Annotated in this window: 20 protein-coding genes; 9 read left to right on the plus strand and 11 right to left on the minus strand. The window is 67.9% G+C overall.

The window, feature by feature from the left end:
• Positions 1-138 precede the first annotated feature (138 nt).
• From QZM35_RS07180 to QZM35_RS07205, 6 genes are all read right to left on the minus strand, one after another.
• Positions 139-963 (minus strand): amidohydrolase, encoded by an 825-nt coding sequence (locus QZM35_RS07180; protein ID WP_301775672.1) that lies wholly within the window; start codon positions 961-963, stop codon positions 139-141.
• A complete protein-coding gene (locus tag QZM35_RS07185) occupies positions 960-1,982 on the minus strand; it encodes a hydroxyacid dehydrogenase (RefSeq protein ID WP_301775673.1) in 1,023 nt (340 codons plus the stop codon). The genes QZM35_RS07180 and QZM35_RS07185 overlap by 4 nt, the downstream gene beginning before the upstream one ends.
• Positions 1,979-3,049, minus strand: a complete 1,071-nt coding sequence (locus tag QZM35_RS07190; protein ID WP_301775674.1) for a LacI family DNA-binding transcriptional regulator — start codon at positions 3,047-3,049, stop codon at positions 1,979-1,981. The genes QZM35_RS07185 and QZM35_RS07190 overlap by 4 nt, the downstream gene beginning before the upstream one ends.
• A gap of 22 nt (positions 3,050-3,071) precedes the next feature.
• Positions 3,072-4,958: a TRAP transporter large permease subunit gene (locus QZM35_RS07195; protein ID WP_301775675.1), complete on the minus strand. Its 1,887-nt coding sequence runs from the start codon at positions 4,956-4,958 to the stop codon at positions 3,072-3,074.
• A gap of 3 nt (positions 4,959-4,961) precedes the next feature.
• On the minus strand, positions 4,962-5,990 hold the full coding sequence (locus QZM35_RS07200; RefSeq protein WP_301775676.1) for a TRAP transporter substrate-binding protein: 1,029 nt from the start codon (positions 5,988-5,990) through the stop codon (positions 4,962-4,964).
• Positions 5,991-6,274: 284 nt separating this feature from the next.
• Positions 6,275-7,183, minus strand: coding sequence for a LysR substrate-binding domain-containing protein (locus tag QZM35_RS07205; protein WP_089427287.1), 909 nt, complete (start codon positions 7,181-7,183; stop codon positions 6,275-6,277).
• 118 nt (positions 7,184-7,301) lie between these two features.
• Here QZM35_RS07205 and QZM35_RS07210 point away from each other — a divergent pair, with 118 nt between their 5' ends.
• Positions 7,302-8,240, plus strand: coding sequence for a 2-hydroxyacid dehydrogenase (locus tag QZM35_RS07210; protein ID WP_301775677.1), 939 nt, complete (start codon positions 7,302-7,304; stop codon positions 8,238-8,240).
• Positions 8,241-8,313: 73 nt separating this feature from the next.
• Positions 8,314-9,678, plus strand: a complete 1,365-nt coding sequence (locus QZM35_RS07215) for an MFS transporter (RefSeq protein WP_089432837.1) — start codon at positions 8,314-8,316, stop codon at positions 9,676-9,678.
• Between the two features lie 49 nt (positions 9,679-9,727).
• On the opposite strand, the gene QZM35_RS07220 is transcribed toward QZM35_RS07215, so the two are convergent.
• Positions 9,728-10,696, minus strand: a complete 969-nt coding sequence (locus tag QZM35_RS07220) for a LysR family transcriptional regulator (protein ID WP_301775678.1) — start codon at positions 10,694-10,696, stop codon at positions 9,728-9,730.
• Positions 10,697-11,060: 364 nt separating this feature from the next.
• Between QZM35_RS07220 and QZM35_RS07225 the strand changes: the two genes are divergently transcribed.
• The 4 genes from QZM35_RS07225 (at position 11,061) to QZM35_RS07240 (ending at position 15,408) form a co-directional block, all read left to right on the plus strand.
• The gene (locus tag QZM35_RS07225; protein ID WP_301775679.1) at positions 11,061-12,236 is read left to right on the plus strand and encodes an HPP family protein; all 1,176 of its coding nucleotides are present in this window, start codon (positions 11,061-11,063) and stop codon (positions 12,234-12,236) included.
• 130 nt (positions 12,237-12,366) lie between these two features.
• The gene (locus QZM35_RS07230) at positions 12,367-12,780 is read left to right on the plus strand and encodes a MarR family winged helix-turn-helix transcriptional regulator (protein WP_089427282.1); all 414 of its coding nucleotides are present in this window, start codon (positions 12,367-12,369) and stop codon (positions 12,778-12,780) included.
• Positions 12,781-12,800: 20 nt separating this feature from the next.
• Entirely contained in the window at positions 12,801-14,588 is a 1,788-nt protein-coding gene (locus QZM35_RS07235) for a chloride channel protein (RefSeq protein WP_301775680.1), read from the plus strand.
• 484 nt (positions 14,589-15,072) lie between these two features.
• Positions 15,073-15,408, plus strand: a complete 336-nt coding sequence (locus tag QZM35_RS07240; protein WP_021162025.1) for a hypothetical protein — start codon at positions 15,073-15,075, stop codon at positions 15,406-15,408.
• A 90-nt stretch (positions 15,409-15,498) separates the two neighbouring features.
• Here the strand turns inward: QZM35_RS07240 and QZM35_RS07245 are convergent, their stop codons facing one another.
• Entirely contained in the window at positions 15,499-15,819 is a 321-nt protein-coding gene (locus QZM35_RS07245) for a pyrimidine/purine nucleoside phosphorylase (RefSeq protein ID WP_021162026.1), read from the minus strand.
• 209 nt (positions 15,820-16,028) lie between these two features.
• A complete protein-coding gene (locus tag QZM35_RS07250; protein WP_089427280.1) occupies positions 16,029-16,931 on the minus strand; it encodes a LysR substrate-binding domain-containing protein in 903 nt (300 codons plus the stop codon).
• A 181-nt stretch (positions 16,932-17,112) separates the two neighbouring features.
• Here QZM35_RS07250 and QZM35_RS07255 point away from each other — a divergent pair, with 181 nt between their 5' ends.
• The 3 genes from QZM35_RS07255 (at position 17,113) to QZM35_RS07265 (ending at position 20,433) form a co-directional block, all read left to right on the plus strand.
• On the plus strand, positions 17,113-18,297 hold the full coding sequence (locus QZM35_RS07255) for a M20 aminoacylase family protein (RefSeq protein ID WP_089427279.1): 1,185 nt from the start codon (positions 17,113-17,115) through the stop codon (positions 18,295-18,297).
• Positions 18,298-18,341: 44 nt separating this feature from the next.
• Entirely contained in the window at positions 18,342-19,661 is a 1,320-nt protein-coding gene (locus QZM35_RS07260) for an MFS transporter (RefSeq protein ID WP_301775681.1), read from the plus strand.
• Positions 19,662-19,890: 229 nt separating this feature from the next.
• Positions 19,891-20,433 (plus strand): cysteine hydrolase family protein, encoded by a 543-nt coding sequence (locus QZM35_RS07265; RefSeq protein ID WP_301775682.1) that lies wholly within the window; start codon positions 19,891-19,893, stop codon positions 20,431-20,433.
• Between the two features lie 84 nt (positions 20,434-20,517).
• Here the strand turns inward: QZM35_RS07265 and QZM35_RS07270 are convergent, their stop codons facing one another.
• Both QZM35_RS07270 and QZM35_RS07275 read right to left on the minus strand, forming a co-directional pair.
• Positions 20,518-21,624 (minus strand): porin, encoded by a 1,107-nt coding sequence (locus QZM35_RS07270; RefSeq protein ID WP_046548031.1) that lies wholly within the window; start codon positions 21,622-21,624, stop codon positions 20,518-20,520.
• A 63-nt stretch (positions 21,625-21,687) separates the two neighbouring features.
• Positions 21,688-22,107, minus strand: a complete 420-nt coding sequence (locus QZM35_RS07275; RefSeq protein WP_089429075.1) for a DoxX family protein — start codon at positions 22,105-22,107, stop codon at positions 21,688-21,690.
• Positions 22,108-22,231: the final 124 nt, after the last annotated feature.

Here is a 22,231-nt window from a genome sequence, read left to right on the forward strand (position 1 = left end):
CGATAGCGAACCCGCTTTCAGCACGGTAAGGATTCGCAGGACTGCGACCTGTCGTGCTAGGTCAGGATTGCTTGGCATCGCTTGTGCAAGCTTCCGGATTGAAAGCTTGTGACGCTCGACCTCGTCCTGGCAGCCGACTCAGAATCCGTAAAGTACGGTCGGGTTGTCGATCAGAATCGCGCGGCTGACCGCGTCGTCCGCCGTGCAGTCGTCCAGCCAGCCGAGCAGGCGCAGGTCGTCGGGGACCGGCGACGCGTTCGGGTGCGGCCAGTTGCTGCCCCATACGCAACGCGCCGAGTGGTCGCGCGCCAGCACGGCGGCGAGACGCGCGACATCGTCGTAACCGGGCGCGCCCGAGCGCGACGTCTCGTACGGCGCGGACAGCTTCACCCAGGCGTGGCCGCGGTCGAGCAGACGCCGCAGCGCGAGAAACGCAGGCGCGTCCGGCGCGACCGGTGTCAGGAACTTGCCCGTGTGATCGATCACGACACGCGCCGGTAGCGAGGACAGCAACGGCAGGACCTCGGGCAGCGTCCGGCCGTCGAGCTGCACGTCGACGTGCCAGCCAAGCGGCGCGATCCGCGCGGCCACCCGCTCCAGTTCGTCCCACCGCGCCAGGCCGCCCGCCAACGTCATGAACCGGACGCCGCGCACGCCCGCCGCGTGCAACCGCGCCAGCTCGGCATCCGGCACGTCGACCGGCAACGTCGCGACGCCGCGCGCCTGCGGGCCGAATGCAGCCAGCGCTTCGAGCAGGCAACGGTTGTCGACACCATAGCCGGTCGGCTGCACGATCACGACGCGGGCCAGGCCGAGCGTCTGCTGCACCCGGCGATACGCATCCACCGGCGCGTGCGGCGGACGGAACGTCGCCGTCGGCGCGAGCGGATACGCGTCGTCATAGATGTGGATGTGGCAATCGCACGCGTCGGCCGTCCGCCCGGTGGGTGTGTCGGCTCTCATCGCGCGCCCGCCCCGGTATCGGCCCCTGCCGTGCGCCAGCGCGCCAGCCGCGAGGCGTACGCCGCGTTGACGGCACCGCGCGGCACGCTTCCGGCGAGCAGCGCGGCGAGCTGATCGACCGTCTCGAGCGCCTGGTGCTCGACTGCGGGCAGCGTCAGGCCGCCGACGTGCGGCGTCGCGATCACGCGTGGATGGGCCGCGAGCGCGGGCGTCGGCATCTGGTCTGGCGCGCGCCCGACGTCGAGTGCGCAGCCCGCGAGCCGGCCGGTGTCGAGCGCCTCGGACAGCGCCTGCTCGTCGACCAGTTCGCCGCGCGACGCATTGATGAAATACGCGCCCGGCTTCATGGCCGCGAACGCGCCCGCATCGATCAGGTTCGCGGTGGCCGGCGTCGCCGGCGCGAGGCACACGACGAAATCGGCCGCCTGCAACAGCGCCGCGAATTCGACCTGTTCGAGCCTCGGCGCATCGACGCGCACGTACGGATCACTGACGAGCACGCGCATCCCGAGCGCCGTCGCGATCGGCGCGAGATGGCGCGCGATCTGCCCGTAACCGATCAGGCCGAGCGTGCTGCCGCGCAATTCGCGCCCCATCTGCGGCACGGGCGGCATCCCTTGGTGGTAGGCCGACGCATAACGGCCGATACCGCGCGTGAGATCGATCATCGCGCCGATCACCCACTCGGCGACCGCCGGCGCGAAGCCGGGGCTCGCCTGCGTGACCAGCACGCCGAACGCGCTCGCCGCGTCGACATCGATGGTGCGGATATCGACCGCGCAACGCAGGAACGCCGCCAGTGCGGGCAGCCCGGCGAACAGCGCCCGCGGCGCGGGCGTCTGCCGGTACGCAATCATCGCCTCGCAACCCTGCGCGGCCGCGATCAGTTCGTCCGTGCCCAGCTCGCGATCAAGCGGATTGCACGTGACGTCCGCGATCGCCTGCAGCGCGCGCATGGCCTTCGCGCCGAAATAACGGTCGAGCATCCCCGACGGATGCGTGACGAAGACGCGCGTCATGCGGCCCCCCCGTGCGAATCGCCCGCTTGCGGCGGCGATGCAACCGAGGCGCGCTCGATGAGCGTCACGTCGGAGAATACGTGCGGCTCGGGCGCCAGCGGCCTGTCGCCGTCCGGCCGCATCACACGCCGCACCATGTCCTCGGCCATCTCGGTGACCGGCAGTTGCACCGTGGTCAGCGCCGGATTGGAAATCGCCGACAGGAAATGACCGTCCATCCCGACGACCGACACGTCGTCCGGCACGCGCAGGCCGCCATCGCGCAACCCGGCCATCAGGCCAAGCGCGAACAGGTCGTTGACCGCGACGATGCCGGTCGGCCGCGCCGGATCGGCCGCAAGCGCGACGCCCAGCGCGCGCCCCACGTCGACGATCACGGCGTCGCCGTACTCGTTCGCGGGACCGCCGTCGAGCACCCGCGCGTGTGCGTCGACGCCCGCCTCGCGCGCCGTCTCGAGAAAGCCCCGGATCTTGTCGCTGCGGCTCACCGTCATGCCGGCAACCGTCGCGAACGCGAGCCGCCGATGTCCCGCATCGACCAGGCAACGCGTCGCGAGCCGCGCGGCGGCCTCGTTGTCGGCCGTGACGTGTTCGACCTTCGACCGTTCGCCGGGCGTCGCGCGCCGGTCATAGCTCACCACCGTCATCCCGCGCTCGGCCGCGCGCTCGAGGTGGCTTTCGTCGGCCAGCGACGAGATCACGATCACGCGCCGCACGCCATGCGCGAACAGGTCGTCGAAGAACGATGCCTCCTTCTTCGCATCGCGATACGTATTGCCGATCAGCACGCGATGGCCGTACCGTTCCTGCGCGCAGGCCTCGACCTCGCGCGCGATGTAGCCGTACATCGGGTTCGCCATCGACGGCACCAGCAGCCCGACGAGCGGCGTCTGCCCCGTCTTGAGCTGCCGCGCGAGCGTGCTGGGCCGGTACTGCAACACTTCCATCGCGGCCTTCACGCGTTCGAGCGTTTCCTGCTTCATCTGGTCGGTGCGGCCGTTGAGCACGTTCGAAACCGTGCTGACCGAAACGGCCGCATGACGGGCCACGTCCTGAATCGTACTCATGTCGTCTTGCTGTAAAAGGCGGCTACAGGCCGAAATGGGCCGGCAGCCACAACGAAAACGCCGGCACGAGAATCAGCGCCACGAGGGCGGCGACCAGCACCAGCAGATATTTCACCATCGGCCGCGCAACGTGCCGGACTTCGGTGCCCGTGATCGCGCAGGTCGTGAACAGACCGAGTCCGACCGGCGGCGCGAACAGGCCGAGCCCCATCGCCACCACCACGACCGTGCCGAAATGCAGCGGGTTGATGCCCAGCTGCAACGCGATCGGCGCAAGCAGCGGCCCGAAGATGATCAGCGCCGGCGCCCCCTCGAGCACCGCGCCGAACACGATCATGACCAGCGCCGCGAGCAGCAGGAACATCGTCGCGCCGTACTGGTGGGCGAACGCGGTCATTGTGCCCGAGACCAGCGCCGGAATTTGCTCGATCGACAGCGCGAACGACACGCTCGACGCCGCGGCGACGATGAACAGGATGCCGCCGGCCATCGACGCGGCACGCACGAACACGCGCCCGACCGACCGCCAGGTCAGCTCGCGAAACGCGAGCCAGCCCGCCACGAGCGCATAGACCACCGCGAACGCGGACACCTCGGTCGACGTCGCGATCCCCGACGTCACGCCCTTGCCGATCATCGCGACCATCACCAGCGCGACCAGCGCGCCGCCCGCGAGCGGCAGCCACGCGCGGCGTTCCGTGAACACCGCCGAGACGTCGATCCGGCGTCCGGTGATCACCGTGACCACCGCGAGCGACGCGGCCAGCACCGCGGCCGGCACGATGCCCGCGACGAACAGCCCGGCAATCGAGATGTTCGCGACGAAGCCCATGATGATCATGTTCACGCAGGGCGGGATGGTCTCCGCCATCACCGCGCTGCACGCGAGCAGCGCGGCCGTTTCGTCCGGATCCTGGCGCGCACGGCGCACCGCCGGCATCACCACGCCGCCGACTGCCGCGATGTCGGCAAGCTTGGAGCCCGACACGCCGGAAAAGCAGGCCGTCGCGAGAATCACGATCAGCCCGAGCCCGCCGCGCACGCGCCCGAAAATCCGCAGCAGCAGCTCGACGAGCCGGGCGGACATGCCGTTCGATTCCATCAGCAGCCCGGCCAGCACGAAGAACGGCACGGCGAGCAGCACGAAGTGATCGGCGCCGGCCATGACCTGCTGCGAATAGACGAGCAGCGGCAGCGTCGGGTCGGCGAGGAAATACAGCAGCGCCGAGAACGCGAGTACGAAGCCGATCGGCACGCCCAGTACGAGCCCGCCGACGAAACCGGCCGCCAGCAGCAGGCCCGGCGCGATCGCATGCGCCGGCGCCAGCACATTCCATCCGTACAGCGCGGCCGCGAACCCCACGCAGCACGCGAGCGTGCCGATTACCCGGCGGCGCGGCGCGTCGAGCGCGTTCGCCAGCGCGAACACGGTCATGAACAGCGCGCCGAACATCATCGGATACACGTTGATCCAGCCCGGCAGCCCACCCGGCGTCAACTGGTCGTACGAATCCGCCAGCAACTGGCACGACGACACCAGCAGGTTCAGCGAGACGGCCGCGACGATCCAGTGGCCGATCTGCACGAGCGCGCCCTGCCAGCGCACGGGGAACGCGCCGCGAAACAGGTCGATGCCGACGTGCTGGCTGCGCCCGAGCACCGTCGCCGCGCCGAAAAACACCAGCACGATCATCAGCGCACTCGCGACCTCCTCGGTCCAGTCGAGCGGGTCGTGCAGGAAATAACGGCACACGACCGACACGAACACGACGAGCACATCGACGGCCAGCACCGCCGCGGACACGTATTCGATCGCGCGCAGCATCGCGTCCAGCACGCGCGCGACGCGGCGTGCCGGGCGGCCGGCGCCAGGCGCCGCCGCGGCGCCCGAAACGGAACAGGTCTCCATCGTTCAGCCCCGCCCGGCGGCGATCGCCGGAAACAGCGGCGCGGTCGCCGGATACTGCGTGGCGAATGCGGTATAGAGCCGGTCGTGCATCGTCTGCCGCAACGCCGCGCGTTCGGCCGGCGCCATCGGATGGAAGCGCATGCCGTGCTGCTTCAGCGCCTGCTCGGCCTGGTCGGCCTTCTGCGCGGCAATCGCGCGCTGCTGCGCGGTGGCGTCGGCCACCGCGCGATCGAACGCGGGACGCAGGTTCGCCGGAATCCGGTCGAGCGCACGCCGCCCCATCACGACGGTCATCGCGGCAAACACGTGTTGCGATTGCCAGCACGACTTCACCACTTCGTCGAACTTGCTCGCGAGCACCGTGGCCGGATCGTGCTCGAGCCCGTCGACGACGCCCGTCTGCACGGCCATGTACAGCTCGCCGAACGGAATCGGTGTCGGCACCGCCCCCATCGCCTTGAAGGTGTCCATGAACGCCGGCGTCGGCAGCACGCGCAGCTTCGTGCCTTTCAGCCCCTGCAGCGCCAGCACGGGCTGCTTCGTGAACACGCAGCGCCCGCCGAAATGCGAGCCCCAGGTCAGCACCGAGCAGCCCGCGCGCTTCTGCAGCAGCGCGTTCAGGCTGGCACCGACCGGGCCGTCGAGCACTTTCGCGACGTGCGCATAGCTGTCGAACAGATAGCCGAGATCGAGCATGCCGAGCTCCGGCGCCACCGTCGCCCAGATCGACGAACCCGCGATCATCATGTCGATCGCGCCGATCTTGACCTGCTGCGCGACATCGCTTTCCTTGCCGAGCTGGCTGTTCGGAAAGTAGTCGACCCGGATCGCGTCGCCGACACTCGCCTTCAGGTTCGCGGCAAGACGCTCGTACCACACGTAGTGCGCGGCGTTCTGGTCGGCCGGCATCGACGACGAGCAACGCAGCGTCACGACCGGCTGCGCGCGCGCGGCGTCCGGCAAGCCGCCCGCGGCCGCGAGCGTGGCGGCGGACACCGTCTGCAGAAAGCGCCGCCGGGTGTAGGTATTCATGGGCCGTCTCCTTTGCGATGGCGTCTCACGACGCACTGTATCGATTTAGTGTATCGATACAGTAATACGACGACCGATGAGATAAAAATGGGGGTTTTCCCGTGACAAAGGTAAAAATGGGGGATCTGCGGCGTTGATTTCCGGCCGATTCCTTTGCAAAGAAACGGAATTCCCGCTGATTCCGGACGACCCGGAAATGATTCGAGCGGGCATCTCGAATCATCAGACGACAGACTTTTAATCCGGCATGTGGGCAGGACGCTCGCGCGAGTCGCGCCGCTCCTCTATGCGCCCGCTTCGTCGGCGCTCTCGGTCAGGAACCGCTCGACCATCGCGTTGAACACCGGCAGCGCCGGGTTGTCGTTGTCCGCGCGCCATGCGAGATACAGCTCGGCCGCCACGTCGGCGCCCGCCAGCGGCCGGAACACCACGCCATCCACATGCAGTTCGCGCGCCGACGCCGGCACGAGCGCGGCGCCGAGCCCCGCGCGCACGAGGCCGAGGATCGTATGCGTCTGCCCGACATAATGCAGGTAGTTCGGCAGCCGCCCCGCGTTCGCGAACAGGCCCGAGATCAGGTCGTGGAAGTATTTCCCCTCGTTCGGCGAATACGCGATGAACGGCTGCCGGTCGAGCTCGTCGGGGCCGATGCGCTCGCACGCGGCGAGCGGCGCGCCCTCCGCGACCGCGACCAGCATCGGCTCGCGCTGCACGAGCCGGTATTCGAGCGGCTGGCGCGCGGCGCGCTGGCGGACGAAGCCCGCGTCGAGCATCCGCGACGCCAGCGCATCGATCTGCACGGTCGACACCATCTCGCGCAATTCGATGTCGACGTCCGGCAGCGCGTGCGCGGCATGCGCCAGCAGCATCGGGATCATCCGGTATGCGCTGACCGCCGTGAAGCCGAGCGTGATGCGGCCGGCGCCGCCATGTGCGACGCGCTGCGCGGCCTGCTCGGCCCGTGCGGAAAATTCGAGGATGTGCCGCGCGTCGCGCAGAAACCGCTCGCCGGCCGCGGTCAGGCTGACCTGCCGGCTGCTGCGTTCGAGCAGCGCGATGCCGAGCGCATGCTCGAGCAACTGGATCTGCCGGCTGAGCGGCGGCTGGGTCATGAAGAGCCGCCGCGCCGCGCGACCGAAATGCAGCTCCTCGGCGACCGCGACGAAACAGCGAAGCTGGTGCAGTTCAATCATCCAAATCTTGAATCAATCAATAGTCTTTTGATGTTAGACGCATATCGATGCGATTTCTATACTCGGTTGCACCTGATGCACGGCGCGGCCCGCGCCGCGCATACCGACCGAGACCTTCATGACCATCGACATCCTCCTCACCCAGCCGCTCCCCGACACCATCGACGCCGAACTGTCCACCCGTTACGCCGTGCACCGGCTGTATGCGGCCGAGCAGCCGGACGCACTGCTCGATCGCGTGGCCGCACGCATTCGCGGTGTCGTGACCGGCGGCGCGAACGGCCTCGCCGCCGCGCTGATGGACCGGCTGCCCGCGCTCGAGATCGTCGCGATCAGCGGCATCGGCACCGACGCCGTCGATCTCGAGCGGGCGCGGGCACGCGGCATCCACGTGACGACGACGCCCGACGTGCTGACCGACGACGTCGCCGACATGGCGATGGGGCTGATCCTGATGACGCTGCGCGACCTCGGCGCCGGCGAGCGCATCGTGCGCGCCGGCCGCTGGGGCAAGACGGCCCAGGCGCTCGCGACGCAGGTGAGCGGCAAGCGGCTCGGCATCGTCGGGCTCGGCCGCGTCGGACGCGCGATCGCGCAGCGCGCGCAGGCGTTCCGGATGCCTGTGAGCTACTTCGGCCCGCGCGAGCATCGCGACAGCGGCTATCGCTTCGTGCCCGACCTCGCCGCGCTCGCGCGCGACAGCGACGTGCTCGTGATCGCGGCATCGGCCGATCACGGCAACGTGCTCGTGACCGCCGACGTGCTCGCCGCGCTCGGCCCCCAAGGATTCCTGATCAATGTCGCACGCGGCAAGCTGGTCGACGAAGCCGCGCTGATTCGCGCACTCGCCGACGGCACGATCGCCGGCGCCGGCCTCGACGTGTTCGCGAACGAACCGCACGTGCCGGCCGAGTTGCTCGAACTCGACCGTGTCGTCGTGCAACCGCACCGGGCGAGCGCGACCCGCGAAACGCGCGAAGAGATGGGCCGGATCGTGCTGGCCAACCTCGCCGCGTGCTTCGCGGGCCAGCGCCCGCCGACCAGCGTCACACGCTGATCACGGCACACCGCACGGCCGCCCCTCGTTACAACACCGGATGCCTCCGCATGACGGAGGCCAGGAGACACGCATGCCCAATCGAACCAGCGGCGCCGCCCTCGCCGCGTCACCCGCCGCCTCGCGCACGATCGGCCGCGTCCGTTATGCGGTCCTCGCGCTGATTTTCGCGGTCACCGTCATCAACTATGCGGACCGCGCGACGATGTCGATCGCCGGCACCGGCGTCGCGCACGACCTCGGGCTGACGCCCGTGCAGCTCGGCATCGTCTTTTCCGCGTTCGCGTGGGCCTATGCGATCGGGCAGATCCCGGGCGGCTGGCTGCTCGACCGCTTCGGCGCACGGCGCGTGTACGGCCTGAGCCTGCTGCTGTGGTCGGTCTTCACGATGCTGCAAGGCACGGTCGGCTGGCTCGCCGTGCAAGGCGCATCCGCCACGCTCGCGCTGTTCGTCATGCGCTTCATGCTCGGCCTCGTCGAATCGCCGGCGTTCCCGGCCAATTCGAGAATCGTCGCATGCTGGTTCCCGACCGCCGAACGCGGCACCGCGTCGGCCCTGTTCAATTCCGCGCAGTACATGGCCGTCGTGCTGTTCACGCCCGCGATGGCGTGGCTCACGCATGCGCTCGGCTGGGAGCACGTGTTCCTGTGGATGGGGCTGCTCGGCATCGCGCTCGCCGCGCTGTGGTTCGCGTGGTATCGCGAGCCGCACGGCCACCCGCGCGTGAGCGACGCGGAACGCGACTACCTGCGTGCGCACGGCGCGCTCGTCGATCTCGAAGCGAACCGCGTGCGCCAACAGCCACGCGTGTCGTGGCACGACGTGTCGCAACTGTTCCGCCACCGGAACCTGTGGGCGATCTACGTCGGCCAGTACTGCATCACGGCGCTCACCTACTTCTTCATCACGTGGTTCCCGATCTACCTGATCAAGGGGCGCGGGATGACGATCATGGAGGCCGGCTGGGTCGCCGCGCTGCCGGCGATCTGCGGCTTCACGGGCGGCGTGCTCGGCGGCGTGCTGTCGGACTGGCTGATCCGGCGCGGCATGCATCCGTCGAAGGCGCGCAAGACGCCGTTCGTCGTGGGGATGGCGATGGCGACGCTGCTCGTGCTGGCGAACGGCGCATCGTCGAATGCAGTCGTGATCGCGCTGATGACGATCGCGTTCTTCGGCAAGGGGCTCGCGGCAGTCGGCTGGGCCGTGCTCGCCGACACCGCGCCGGAAGGCATGGTCGGCCTGAGCGGCGGCGTGTTCAATGGCCTCGGCAACATCGCCGGGATCGTCACACCGCTCGTGATCGGCTATTTCGTCGCCAGCACCGGCTCGTTCGCCGGCGCATTGTGGTTCGTCGCCGCGCACGGGCTGCTCGGCATCGCCGCCTACGCGTGGCTCGCGGGACGCTTCGAGCGGATTCGCATCACGCCGCGCGCATGAACCGCGCCGCGGCCCGTGCGGTTCGCGCGGCGCACGCCCGCGCGGATCGTCACGCGCGCTTGCGGCCGCCCGGCGTCAGTTCGGTCGTCAGCCGGTCGAGTTCGCGCAGGTCGTTCTCCAGCGCGGGCGTGAGCGTCGTGCGCAGGTGGTCGAGGAACGTGCGGATCTTCGCGTCGAGATAGCGGCGCGTCGCGTAGACGGCATACACGCTCACCGTCTGCAGCCGGTACTCGGGCAGCACGCGGATCAGCCGCCCTTCGCGGATGTCGTCGAGCACCGTATACAGCGCGACGCACGCGATCCCGCGCCCGGCGCGCACCGCGACGCACAGCGCGTCCGGCACGTTGACCTGGAACGGCGCGGGCTGCAGTTCGTAGACCGCCTCCTCGCCATCGCTGCGCTCGAGCCGCCATTCGCTGGCCGGCGAGGCCGGCGTATCGAGGCGCAGGCACACGTGGTTCGGCAATTCGTCGGGCGATTGCGGCGTGCCGTGGCGCGCCAGGTATTCGCGCGACGCGACGAGCACGCTGCAGCTCGTGCCGCAGGTCTGCGCGACATAGCCCGAATCGGGCAGCTGCGACGCCGTCACGATCGACACGTCGTAGCCCTCCTCGACGAGATTCGGCATCCGCTGGGCGAGCGTCAGTTCGACCGACACGTCGGGGTTGTCCTCCTGGTAGCGGACGATCGACGACACGACATGACTCTGCCCGAGCCCCGTCATCGCATGGATGCGCATCTTGCCGCTCGGCCGCAGCAGCGCGTTGCGCGCCTCCGCGTTCGCGTAGTCGATTTCCGCGAGGATCGACTTTGCGCGCTCGAAATAGCGTTCGCCGCTTTCGGTGAGACCGAGGTGGCGCGTCGTGCGATGCAGCAGCCGCGTCTGTACGTGCGCTTCGAGGTTCGATACCGCGCGCGACACCTGCGCGGTGGTCGCGTCGATTTCCTTCGCGACCGCAGTAAAACTGCCGGCTTCGACAACGCGCACGAACAGGCGCATGTTTTCGAGCATGTCCATTGAATTGGCTTGGGGAGAGTCAGTGGGGAGGCGTCGGCAGCGCTCGCGTCAGGTGGAAAACGGAACGCAGCCGCGAACCACGTCAATTCGATCACCGTGCCGGGGGAAAGGCGGGAGAGCGGGCATCGCGTACGTGGGTTCTGGCATGACGGGGGATTCAGTGGCCCGAATTGTACGCCGCCGCAGACAAATTTGCGCGTTTGTCCGGCCTGCAAACTTTCATCGGATGAAAGCTTTTTGCAAGGCATGTCCGTCGCACGTATGCAACGGCTTGATGCAGCGCGACGATTTGTATCACAACGCGATATAATTCGCCGCTTGTCGCAGCGCGCATCCGCGCTGTCATCCTTACCGCTTACCGTCCATGTCGTCAGGCTCCCCTTCGTCGCGCCGCACGTTGCGGCAATGGCTGCACAGCTTCGTTCCCCATCCGATGTCGCTGGGCTGGCGTGAACGCCTGCGCTCGTGCACGGGCGCGCTCGTCGGCATCGCGACGGTCGGCGTGACGATGCGGCTGCTGCCGGGCGTGCCGGGCCTCGTGCCGCTGCTGGTCGCACCGATGGGGGCGTCGGCCGTGCTGCTGTTCGCGGTGCCGGCGAGCCCGCTCGCGCAGCCTTGGTCGATCATCGGCGGCAATCTCGTCGCGGCGACGGTCGGTGTCGCGTGCGCACAATGGATCGCCGATCCGATCACGGCCGCCGCGGTCGCGATCGCGTGCGCGATCGGCGGCATGTTCGTGCTGCGCTGCGTGCACCCGCCGTCGGGCGCCGTCGCGCTCACGGCCGTGGTCGGCGGCCCGGCGATCCATTCGCTCGGGTTCAGCTTCGTGCTGGAGCCGATCGCGCTGCAATCGGCCGTCCTGCTGTCGGCCGCGCTCGCCTATCACGCGCTGACCGGGCACCGCTACCCGCACGGCGGCGTGCGCCCCGAAGCGAAACCGCAGGCAGGCGGCGCCGCACCGGCGCGCGGCGGCTTCACGCGCGGCGACCTCGATGCGGTGCTGAAGCGTCGCGGCGAATGGCTCGACGTCGATCCGGACGATCTCGAAGCGCTGCTGCGCGAAACCGAGATGCAAGCCTATACGCGCACGTTCGGCCAGCTGTCGTGCGCCGACCTGATGACGAAGAACGCGATCGAAGTCGCGCCGTCGACGTCGGTGACGGCCGCGCTCACGCTGCTCGACCGCCACCGTGTGAAGGCGCTGCCGGTCGTCGACGGCGAAGGCCGCCTGACCGGCATCGTCACGCGTGCGGACCTCACGCGCCAACTGCGCCGTCCGACCCCGCTGTGGCAACGCCTGTCGGCGCGGCTGCCGCAATCGTTCGGCGGCCAGCCGGCGAGCGTCGCCACCGTGATGACGCGCGACGTCGCGTGCGTGCCGGAGACGATGCCGATCACCGCGCTCGTGCCGCTGTTTACGCATTCGGGCCACCACCATATTCCGGTCGTCGATGCATCGCGCCGGCTCGTCGGAATCATTACCCAGACGGATCTCGTCACGGGCCTTTATCGGCAGACGCAAATGCGCGAGGCCGCGTAGCGCATGCAGCGCACGTAACGCATCTAACGGCCGGCACAACGCGGAATGCCTTCCATTCGCCCCCACTCGGCCATTTATATCATGTTGTGATATATTAATCGCTACCGAAACCGACTGTCCGACCGCCCCGATGAACGATACCCGACGCGCGCTGGCGAAAAGCGATTTCCAGCAACTGTCCGAGTTCCGCTACCAGATGCGCCGCTTCGAGCGCTTCTCCGAACGCGCCGCGCAAAGCGAAGGCGTGACGCCGCTGCAATACCTGCTGCTGCTGCACATCAAGGGCTATCCGCATCGCGAATGGGCGACCATCGGCGAACTCGCGGAACGCCTGCAGGCGCAGCATCACGGCGTCGTCGCGCTGGTCACGCGCTGCGAAGCGCTCGGCCTCGTGAAGCGCAAGACGAGCGAAGCGGATCGCCGCCAGGTCGAGGTCCACCTCGAGCCAGCCGGCGAGACGCTGCTCGCGCGTCTCGCGGCCATGCACCGCGCCGAGCTAAGATCGCTCAAGGACGCGTTCCAGGTTCCCCAGATCGATTACTGACCCCTGCTCTGTCCACTCCGATGAACGCACCACACAAACGCGATTTCGCGACCAACGACCGCCTGCCCAGGATCGCGTTGCTCGCCGCCGGGATCGGCCTGCTCAGCACGCTGGCCGCATTCGTGCTGTTGAGCCTGATCCACCTGTTCACGAACCTGTTCTTCTACCAGCAGTTCTCGTTCGCCGACCGATCGCCGGCGAACAGCACGCTGGGCGCATGGGTGATCATCGTGCCGGTGATCGGCGGGTTGATCGTGGGGTTGATGGCGCGCTTCGGTTCGGAAAAGATCCGCGGCCACGGCATTCCCGAAGCGATCGAGGCGATCCTGTTCGGCAAGAGCCGCATGTCGCCGAAGGTCGCGATCCTCAAGCCGCTGTCGTCCGGCGTCGTGATCGGCAGCGGCGGCCCGTTCGGCGCAGAAGGCCCGATCATCATGACGGGCGGCGCGCTTGGCTCGCTGATCGCGCAGTGCGTGCACGTCACCGCCGCCGAGCGCAAGACGCTGCTCGTCGCCGGTGCGGCCGCCGGCATGACGGCCGTGTTCGGCACGCCGGTCGCCGCCGTGCTGCTCGCGGTCGAACTGCTGCTGTTCGAATGGCGCCCGCGCAGTTTCCTGCCGGTCGCGCTCGCCTGCGCGGTGGCCGGTTTTGCCCGCGCCGTGTTCTTCGGCGTCGATCCGCTGTTTCCGCTGACCACCGCCGCACCGACGCCCGTCGCGCTGCTGTCGTGCATCGTCGCGGGCCTGCTGTCGGGCATGCTCGCGTGCGGCCTGTCGGCGGCGCTGTATCGTGTGGAGGACACCTTCGCGAAGCTGCCGGTGCACTGGATGTGGTGGCCCGCGCTCGGCGCGGTCGTGATCGGCATCGGCGGCTGGCTCGAACCGCGCGCGCTCGGTGTCGGCTATGACGTGATCGGCGATCTGCTGCATCAGCACATCGCATTGAAGATCGCGCTCGCGCTGCTGATCGTGAAGGCCGTGATGTGGGTGATCGCGCTCGGCTCGGGCACGTCGGGCGGCGTGCTCGCCCCGCTGCTGATGCTCGGCGCCGGCCTCGGCACCGTGCTGTCGCCGGTGCTGCCGGGGGGCGACCCGGCGCTGTGGCCGCTGGTCTGCATGGCCGCGACGCTCGGCGCGACACTTGGCGCCCCGCTGACCGCGATCGTGTTCGCGTTCGGCCTCACTCACGACGCGAACGCACTGCTGCCGCTGCTCGCGGCGACGCTCGTCGCGCACGGCTTCGCGACCATCGTGATGAAGCGCTCGATCATGACGGAAAAGATCGCACGTCGCGGCTATCACATCTATCGCGAATACGGCGTCGATCCGCTCGAGCGGCACGACATCGGCGAAGTGATGACGTCGGCCGACCGGCTCGTCGCGATCGACGGCGCAGCGACGCTCGATGCCGTCGAGTCGCAGTACTTCGGCGCGAAGCAGACGCACCGCGCGTACCCGGTCGTGCAGAACGGCCGCCTGCTCGGTCTCGTCGATCGCGCGACGCTCGACGCGCAGCGCGCACGGGCCGCGGCCGACACGCCGATCGCGGGCGCATTCGCCGACCGCGCGCCTACGGTCGCGCAGGCGCACGAAACGTGCCGCGTCGTCGCGTCGCGACTCGCGATGCTCGGCCTCGAACGTCTGCCGGTTGTCGACGACGAGCAATCGATGCGCATCACGGGCATCGTGTCGCGCAGCGACCTGATCAAACCCGCACTCCAGCACTTCGACGACGAACAGAAGCGCGAACGCTTCCGCCCGATCGTCCCGGCCAACCTGCGCGACATCGGCACGCGCAAGGCCGGCTGACCCACTGCACTGCGCGGCCCCCTCGCCGCGTACGCTCCGCTCGCATCACCGCTTGCGCTCGCGATGCGGCACGCCTCTCGCGTGCCGCATCGCATTCCGCCGCTTCCCGTGTTTAAAGTTGGTTAACAATTCGACGGGCGAAAGTTTGTCATCATGGTGCTCATGCGACGGGGCCATCCATCCAGCCATTCCACTTCGCGATCCAATAAAGAGTCACGGCACGGCATGAAGACATATGCCGTTCGCCGCGACCGTCACGTCACCATACGACCGGGCAGCGCGCCGACCACGCAGCGCATGACGTCGTGCCGCACACGATGCATGCCGCGCCGCAGCAACGTGCAAAGCATCGGAGCCGCCATTTGGCAAGCGCGTTAACATCTTGTTTCGGAATAGCCGGAACCGTGCTCGCCCGATGCGATCTCACTGTTACGCAGTCCTGCTGCGCATCCCACTCAATCAATCACGACTCGAGGGAGATAACGTGAACGCGAAATACTTACCGCTCATCGCATTGACCGTGGCATTTTCTGCTCATGCAGCCGATTCTGCCCTGCAAAACGTGGGACAAAGCCAGAAACCCGCCGACCAGGTCGCGCAGTGCATCGCCAAGACCTGGGCCGACAAGTCACAGCAACAAGTGACGTCGCAGTATGAACTCGCGAACGGCCTCGCCATGGCCGTGTATGCGCCGGGCCAGCAGCCGCCGAATGGCGCCGCGGCCGTCGTGCGCCCGGCCAACGCCGCCAATGCGAAGACCTGGGTAGGTTTCCGCGGTGGCGATGCATCGTCGGCCGGCGACATCAACGCCTGCCTGTAACGAGAACAGGCGCTTCGGATGGCCTTGGCGCCATCCGCTTGCGACAAGCCCCGCTTCGGCGGGGCTTTTCTTTTGCAGCGCGGCGGCGTGTTACAGGTAGCTGCAGACGTAATCGAGCGTCTCGAGCACTTCGATGTCGAAGCGGCTCTTGCCCGGCACCGAGAACGATTCGCCCGCGCCGTAGGTCTGCCATTCGCTGCTGCCGTCGAGCTTCACGCGGCACTTGCCGGCCTGCACTTCCATCAATTCGGGGGCGTCCGTGCCGAAGTTGAGCGCGCACGGCAGGATCACGCCGAGCGTCTTGCGCGTGCCGTCCGGGAAGAGCACGGTATGCGACACGCACTTGCCGTCGAAATAGACGTTCGCGCGCTTGACGATCGATACGTTGTCGAATTGGGTTGCACTGGTCATGAAATGCCTCTGATTGCTGGATGCCGGATGGCGATGTTGTTGGAGGCCGGCCGGAGCGGCGGGCCGGCCGCTATGATACCGGCTCGCGCGGCATGCGCCGGAACGGCGTGCCCGCTGCGCAAGCCACGTGCCCGTCAGACAACGGCAACGCCGCACGGATAATCGTCAGGATGACGATGTATTGAAGATCGCCGACCGCGAGCGCCGGTTCACCGCAACCCCTTGCGCCGCGCGGAATCACGCAGGCAGTCGAGCAGCATCGCCGCTGCCGGTGTCAGCGGGCTGTCGCGACGCGTGATGACCTGCACCGAGACGCCCGGCAGGCGCTCGCGGATTGGCAACACCGCGAGCTGGTCGCGCGCCCATTCGGCCTGCAGCAATTGCTCGGGCATCGACGCGATCAGGTCGCATTCCATCATCAGACTGCGCGCGAGCCCGAAGCTCGGGCACTCGACGACACGCGCCGGCACCGGTAGCCCGTAGGCGACGAACGAATTGAACAGCACCTGCGTCGAGCTTTCCGGCGACGGGTTCATCAGCCAGTCGGCTTCGACGAGCTCGGCGAGCGACGTGGCCGACGCGAGCGGATGCCCCTTGCGGGCGACGATCAGCGACCGGCTCGCATACAGCTCCGCGTGATCGAATTCGGCCGCCAGCAGTTCGGGCACGACGACGGCCACCGCGAAATCGAGCGAACCGTCGTGCAGGCGCGGCAGCGCGACGCCCGGAAACCCCTCCATCAGGTTGACGCGCGCCACCGGGAAGCGGCGCCGGAATGCGCGAAACGCGTCGGGCAGGATCGTCACCGCGGCGGCCGGCGTGATCGCCGCCGCGACGGAGCCCGTCATCGCGCCCTGCGCCTGCTCGATGTCGTCGCGGGCGCGCTGCATTTCGGCGACGATCAGCCGCGCGCGCACCTGCAACTGCTGGCCGAACGCGGTGAGCTGCACGCCGCGCGCGGTGCGCACGACGAGCGATACGCCGAGCGCGATCTCCAGTTCCTTGACCGCCTTCGTCAGCGCCGCCGGCGACACGTTCAGGCGCCGCGCGGCCGCGCGAATGCTCCCCTCTTCCGCGACGGTGACGAACGCTTTCAGCTGATGGTATTTCATGGCGGCGACGCGTGATCCGTGGAAACCCCGTGCTGCGCGGCACACGCCGGCTCAGGGTATTCCCGAGCGGCAACCGGTGGTGAGCACCAAAGCAATTTATCAGCTTCTGGTACACAAAAGAAATTTATATGCTTGCTCGTCATATGTGCGTCAAACGCCCACCTGCCCCACAGGAGATACCATGCTGCAAGCCGTGAACCCCGTCATCCCCGGTATCGCCGCGATCGCACCCGAGCTGGTCGAAGTGCGCCGCCGCATCCACGCTCATCCCGAGCTCGCGTTCGAGGAAACGCTCACGAGCGATCTCGTCGCCGAGCTGCTCGCCGGCTGGGGTTATGAAGTGCATCGCGGCATCGGCAAGACGGGTGTGGTCGGCGTGCTGCGCGAAGGGCAAGGCACGCGCACGGTCGGGCTGCGCGCCGACATGGACGCGCTGCCGCTCGCGGAAACCACGGGCCTGCCGTACGCGAGCCGCCACGCGAACAAGATGCATGCGTGCGGCCACGACGGCCACACCGCGATGCTGCTGTGCGCGGCGCGCCACCTCGCAGCCACGCGCCAGTTCTCCGGCACGCTGAACCTGATCTTCCAGCCGGCCGAGGAAAACTTCGGCGGCGCGAAGGCGATGATGGACGACGGCCTGTTCGACCGCTTCCCGTGCGATGCGATCTTCGCAATCCACAACATGCCGGGCCGCGCGGCCGGTGACATGGCCTTCCGCACCGGCGCCGCGATGGCGTCGGCCGACCGCGTGACGATCACGCTGCGCGGGGTCGGCGGCCACGGCGCGATGCCGCATTTCGCGCGCGATCCGATGTCGGCCGCGGGCAGCATCATGGTCGCGCTGCAGACGATCGTCGCACGCGAGGTCGACGCGCAGCATGCGGCCGTGATCACGGTCGGCAGCGTGCAGGCCGGCGAGACGTTCAACATCATTCCCGAAACCGTCACGATGAAACTGTCGGTGCGCGCGCTGAACGCCGACGTGCGCGCGCTGCTCGCGCGCCGCATCGAAGCGCTCGCGAAAGGCCAGGCGGAAAGCTTCGGCGTCACGGCGGAAGTCGACTACGACTACGGCTACCCGGTGCTCGTCAATCACGCGGAACCGACCGCGTTCGCGGCCGACATCGCGCGCCAGATGCTCGGCGCCGAACGCGTCGAAACCGACGCCGCGCCGTTGATGGGCAGCGAGGATTTCGCGTTCATGCTCGAAGCGCGCCCCGGCTGCTACGCGTTCATCGGCAACGGGATCGGCAGCAAGGGCGGCTGCATGGTGCACAACCCCGGCTACGACTTCAACGACGACATCCTCGCGATCGGCGCGAGCTACTGGGTTCGCATCGCCGAAGCCTGGCTCGCCGCCTGACGGCCCTTTACCCCATCGTTTCGCGCCCAACCGGGGAGCCCCACATGGAAACGTCCGCCCTTTCGTTCGCCGGCACGCCGGTCGATGCACGCGCCGCCGCGAAGAAACGCCGGCTGATCGCGGCCGCCGCCGTCGGCAACGCGCTCGAGTTCTACGACTTCACGGTCTACAGCTTCTTCGCGATCCTGATCGGCAAGCTGTTCTTTCCCGTGCATTCGCCGTTCGGGCAACTGATGCTCGCGGTGGCGAGCTTCGGCGTCGGCTTCGTCACGCGCCCGCTCGGCGGGCTCGTGATCGGCATGTATGCCGACCGCGCCGGCCGCAAGAAGGCGATGATCCTCACGCTGCTGCTGATGGCGCTCGGCACCGCGACGATCGCGGTCGCGCCGACCTTCGCGCAGATCGGGCTCGCCGCACCGCTGCTGCTCGTGCTCGCGCGCCTGCTGCAGGGATTCGCGTCGGGCGGCGAAGTCGGCGCGTCGACGACGCTGCTGCTCGAACAGGCGCCGCAGCATCGTCGCGGCTTCTACGCGTCGTTCCAGTTCTCGAGCCAGGGGCTCGCCGCGCTCGCCGGCGCGCTGACCGGCGTCGCGCTGACGTCGACGCTGAATGCCGCGCAGCTCGAAAGCTGGGGCTGGCGCGTGCCGTTCATCATCGGCACGCTGTTCGTGCCGCTCGGCTACTGGCTGCGCCGCACCGTCGAGGAAGTGCCGGCCGCCGCGCCTGCCGCCGCACACGACGAGCCGGTCGCGTCGCTGCCGCTCGCCGACGTGCTGCGCCATCACGGCAAGGCCGTGTTCGCAGGCCTCGGCGTGACGATCGGCGGCACGTCGATCCACTACATCATCGTGTTCTACATGGCGATCTACGGCGTGCAGGTGCTGCACCTGCCGACGTGGCTGTCGATGACGGCCGGCAGCGTCGCGGGCGCGATCCTGATGCTCGTGACGCCGATCGGCGGCCACCTGTCCGACGTCTACGGACGCAACCGGATCGTCTGGTGGACGCGGATCGTGCTGATGGCCGCGATCTACCCGGCGTTCATCGCACTGAACCGCTGGCCGGGCGCCGCATCGCTGCTGTCGATCATCGCCGCGCTGTCGATCGTGCATGCGATCAACATCGGCGCGACGGGCGCGATGCTCGGCGAACTGTTCCCGCGTGCGGTGCGCGCGACCGGCGGTGCGCTCGTGTACAGCGTCGGCGTCGCGATCTTCGGCGGCTTCGCGCAATTCTTCGTCACGTGGCTGATCGCGGCGACCGGGAATCCGAATGCGCCTGCGTGGTATGCGATCGGCTGCGGCGCGATGACGCTGCTTGCTGTCCGCTGCATGGATGAAAAGGCCGGGAAGGCACTCGACTGACTGGTGGCCGATGCGCGATGCAGGATTGACGTGGCGCGCGTGCATCGTGCATGATCGCTCCATGCGCCACATCACGACCACCCCCTCGACCACGACGCGCACGACCGCCTTCGGCGGGCTCGTGCGGCGAGTGCGCGCAAGGTCGTAGCGCCATCCCTCACAGGCCCCGCCGGTTCCGGACGGGGTCTTGTCGTTTCTCCGTCCGTATCGGTCACTCAGGAGAAACGCAATGCCAGAAGTCTGTTCCCCGAAACGCGCACTGCTCGTCATCGACATGCAGGTCGGCCTGTTTCATGGCCCCGAGCGTCCGTACGACGGCGAACGCGTGCTCGCGAACATCAACCGGTTGATCGGTCGCGCGCATGAAGCCGATGCACCGGTGTTCGCCGTGCGCCACACCGGGCCTGTCGGTTCGCCGATTGCGCCCGGTTCCCCGCTGACCGCGCTGGTGCCGGAACTCGCGATCGATATGAAGCGTGACATCGTGTTCGACAAGGCGCAGTCGAGCAGCTTCGCCGGTACGCGGCTCGCCGAATGGCTGCGCGAAGCCGGCATCGGCGAGATCGTCATCGCGGGAATGAAGACCCAGTACTGCGTCGATACGGCCTGCCGTGCGGCCGCCGATCACGGCTTTCGTGCGGTGCTCGTGACCGATGCGCACACCTGCATGGACATGCCGGAGCTGCCGGCCGAGCGGATCGTCGCGCATCACAACACGACGCTTGGTGGGCCGTTCGCGACGCTCACCACGACCGACGCGTGCGCGTTCTGATCGACACCGTTCACACACTCTAAACACAACAACGCACGGGCAGCCACCGCCCGTGCGTTGCGTACCGGTCGCGTAACCGCCTGCTCAGAACGTATGCATCATCCCCACATACGCCCCCGTCTGCGACTCGCCCGTCATCGGACTCGTCCCGGACGTCGCATCGCGCGGCGTCGCGAGCAGCGAGAAGTTCGAATTGCCGCCGTTTCGCACATAAGCGACCGTGCCATACAGGAACGTGCGCTTCGACAGGTTGTACGTGGTCCCTAACACATACATCATCGCGTGCCCCGACGGATCGTGTGACGCATCGCCGCCGCCATCGCCCACCTTCACGTAGTACCCGCCACCCGTCACCGCCCACTGCGGCGTCGCGGTGTAAGTCGCACCGAGCCAGTAGTGATCGGCCCGATCGGCGACACCGGCCGGGCTGTCCGGCGCCTGGTAATGCGTATACGCGCCCTGGATCTTGAACTTCGACACCTTCACGTTCGCACCGACGAAATACTCGCGCGACGCGGTGAAGATATTGCTGAACTTGCCGTTGTTGTCGCGCAGTTCGTCGTAGATGCCGCGCACGTCGAGCAACGGCGAGTGGTACGAGATCATGATCCCGTCCGAGCGGCCGAAATCGTCGGCCGCACCGTAGTTGAAGCCGCGCGACTGGTTGCCGAACGCGTATTGCGCCTGCACGTCGAAGCCGCCGATCACCGGGCTGTGATATTCGATGTTGTTGCTGGTCTGCTGCCAGTTGCGGCCGCGCACGAGCGAGGCCGACGAAAACGCCTGCTGCACGAACGGGTCGAATTCCCACACGCCGTCGCTGTCGATGAACAGGTTGCGGCCGGCCTGCAGCTGGCCCCACGTGTTGCTCTTCAGCCCGACGTACGCGCGCCGCGACCACATGCGGCCGCCGCCGGTCTGGCCGTTCATCACCTGGAACGCGGTTTCGAGGTTGAAGACCGTCGACAGCCCGCCGCCGAGATCCTCGATGCCCTTCAGCCCGAACATGCTGGTGCCCCAGTCGCCGCTTTCGGCGCTCCAGCGGGTTCCGCTGCCGCCGTTCGGCTTCGCGATGTGGTTCAGGTATTCGATGCCGCCGTCGACGCGGCCGTACAGCGTCACGCTCGTCTGTGCGAAAGCGGCCGCCGGTGTGGCAGCCGCGATCAGCCATGCGAAATGTTTGAGTCGCAAAATGATGCCCCCTCGGAGTCTCGACCTTCCAGCGCGTGCCCCATGCGCGCGCCCCGGGTCCGTTTATCCGCGATCGATCGAAAAACGACCGGGGCCCGCCGCGCAAAGCGCGAGCAGGCCGCCGGCGATCGCGATGTTCTTGTAGAAATGAATCATGTTGTTGATCTGCTCGCCGCCCGTCATCGTCCAGTAGTGGTGACCGATGATGCCGGTGCCGATCGTATAGAGCGCCAGCAGCAGCGCGAGCGCCCGCGTCTGGAAACCGACCAGGATCGCGATCCCGACGAACAGCTCCATCACGACGGAAATCGCGGCGGAGATGATCGGCGCGGGCGCGCCTTCGGAACCCATGAACGCGATGGTCCCGGGGAAGTCGACGATCTTCTTCCAGCCGAACATGACGAACAGGATCACGAGCAGGATCCGGGCAAGCAGCAGCAGCACATCGCGCTGGGACGCGAGAAACGGTTGATTCGGTGTCATGGTGTCGATCAACGAAAGCGATGCGCACGGCGAAAACACGCCCGGCGCACCGGATTGCGAATGAACCAGGACGGGCGGCCGCCTGCGCCGCCCGCCCCGCTCTGCAACAACCGGCATCGGGCAA

Origin of the sequence: Burkholderia sp. AU45274, assembly GCF_030482505.1 — a bacterium.
GTDB lineage: Bacteria > Pseudomonadota > Gammaproteobacteria > Burkholderiales > Burkholderiaceae > Burkholderia.

What these genes read in the sequence shown, in the direction of transcription:
- QZM35_RS07220 (WP_301775678.1), bottom strand. Translation starts at nt 10,696, where the DNA reads ATGGACATGCTCGAAAACATGCGCCTGTTCGTGCGCGTTGTCGAAGCC.
- QZM35_RS07190 (WP_301775674.1), bottom strand. Translation starts at nt 3,049, where the DNA reads ATGAGTACGATTCAGGACGTGGCCCGTCATGCGGCCGTTTCGGTCAGC.
- QZM35_RS07215 (WP_089432837.1), top strand. Translation starts at nt 8,314, where the DNA reads ATGCCCAATCGAACCAGCGGCGCCGCCCTCGCCGCGTCACCCGCCGCC.
- QZM35_RS07260 (WP_301775681.1), top strand. Translation starts at nt 18,342, where the DNA reads ATGGAAACGTCCGCCCTTTCGTTCGCCGGCACGCCGGTCGATGCACGC.
- QZM35_RS07255 (WP_089427279.1), top strand. Translation starts at nt 17,113, where the DNA reads ATGCTGCAAGCCGTGAACCCCGTCATCCCCGGTATCGCCGCGATCGCA.
- QZM35_RS07210 (WP_301775677.1), top strand. Translation starts at nt 7,302, where the DNA reads ATGACCATCGACATCCTCCTCACCCAGCCGCTCCCCGACACCATCGAC.
- QZM35_RS07275 (WP_089429075.1), bottom strand. Translation starts at nt 22,107, where the DNA reads ATGACACCGAATCAACCGTTTCTCGCGTCCCAGCGCGATGTGCTGCTG.
- QZM35_RS07225 (WP_301775679.1), top strand. Translation starts at nt 11,061, where the DNA reads ATGTCGTCAGGCTCCCCTTCGTCGCGCCGCACGTTGCGGCAATGGCTG.
- QZM35_RS07195 (WP_301775675.1), bottom strand. Translation starts at nt 4,958, where the DNA reads ATGGAGACCTGTTCCGTTTCGGGCGCCGCGGCGGCGCCTGGCGCCGGC.
- QZM35_RS07250 (WP_089427280.1), bottom strand. Translation starts at nt 16,931, where the DNA reads ATGAAATACCATCAGCTGAAAGCGTTCGTCACCGTCGCGGAAGAGGGG.
- QZM35_RS07205 (WP_089427287.1), bottom strand. Translation starts at nt 7,183, where the DNA reads ATGATTGAACTGCACCAGCTTCGCTGTTTCGTCGCGGTCGCCGAGGAG.
- QZM35_RS07230 (WP_089427282.1), top strand. Translation starts at nt 12,367, where the DNA reads ATGAACGATACCCGACGCGCGCTGGCGAAAAGCGATTTCCAGCAACTG.
- QZM35_RS07235 (WP_301775680.1), top strand. Translation starts at nt 12,801, where the DNA reads ATGAACGCACCACACAAACGCGATTTCGCGACCAACGACCGCCTGCCC.
- QZM35_RS07200 (WP_301775676.1), bottom strand. Translation starts at nt 5,990, where the DNA reads ATGAATACCTACACCCGGCGGCGCTTTCTGCAGACGGTGTCCGCCGCC.
- QZM35_RS07265 (WP_301775682.1), top strand. Translation starts at nt 19,891, where the DNA reads ATGCCAGAAGTCTGTTCCCCGAAACGCGCACTGCTCGTCATCGACATG.
- QZM35_RS07245 (WP_021162026.1), bottom strand. Translation starts at nt 15,819, where the DNA reads ATGACCAGTGCAACCCAATTCGACAACGTATCGATCGTCAAGCGCGCG.
- QZM35_RS07185 (WP_301775673.1), bottom strand. Translation starts at nt 1,982, where the DNA reads ATGACGCGCGTCTTCGTCACGCATCCGTCGGGGATGCTCGACCGTTAT.
- QZM35_RS07180 (WP_301775672.1), bottom strand. Translation starts at nt 963, where the DNA reads ATGAGAGCCGACACACCCACCGGGCGGACGGCCGACGCGTGCGATTGC.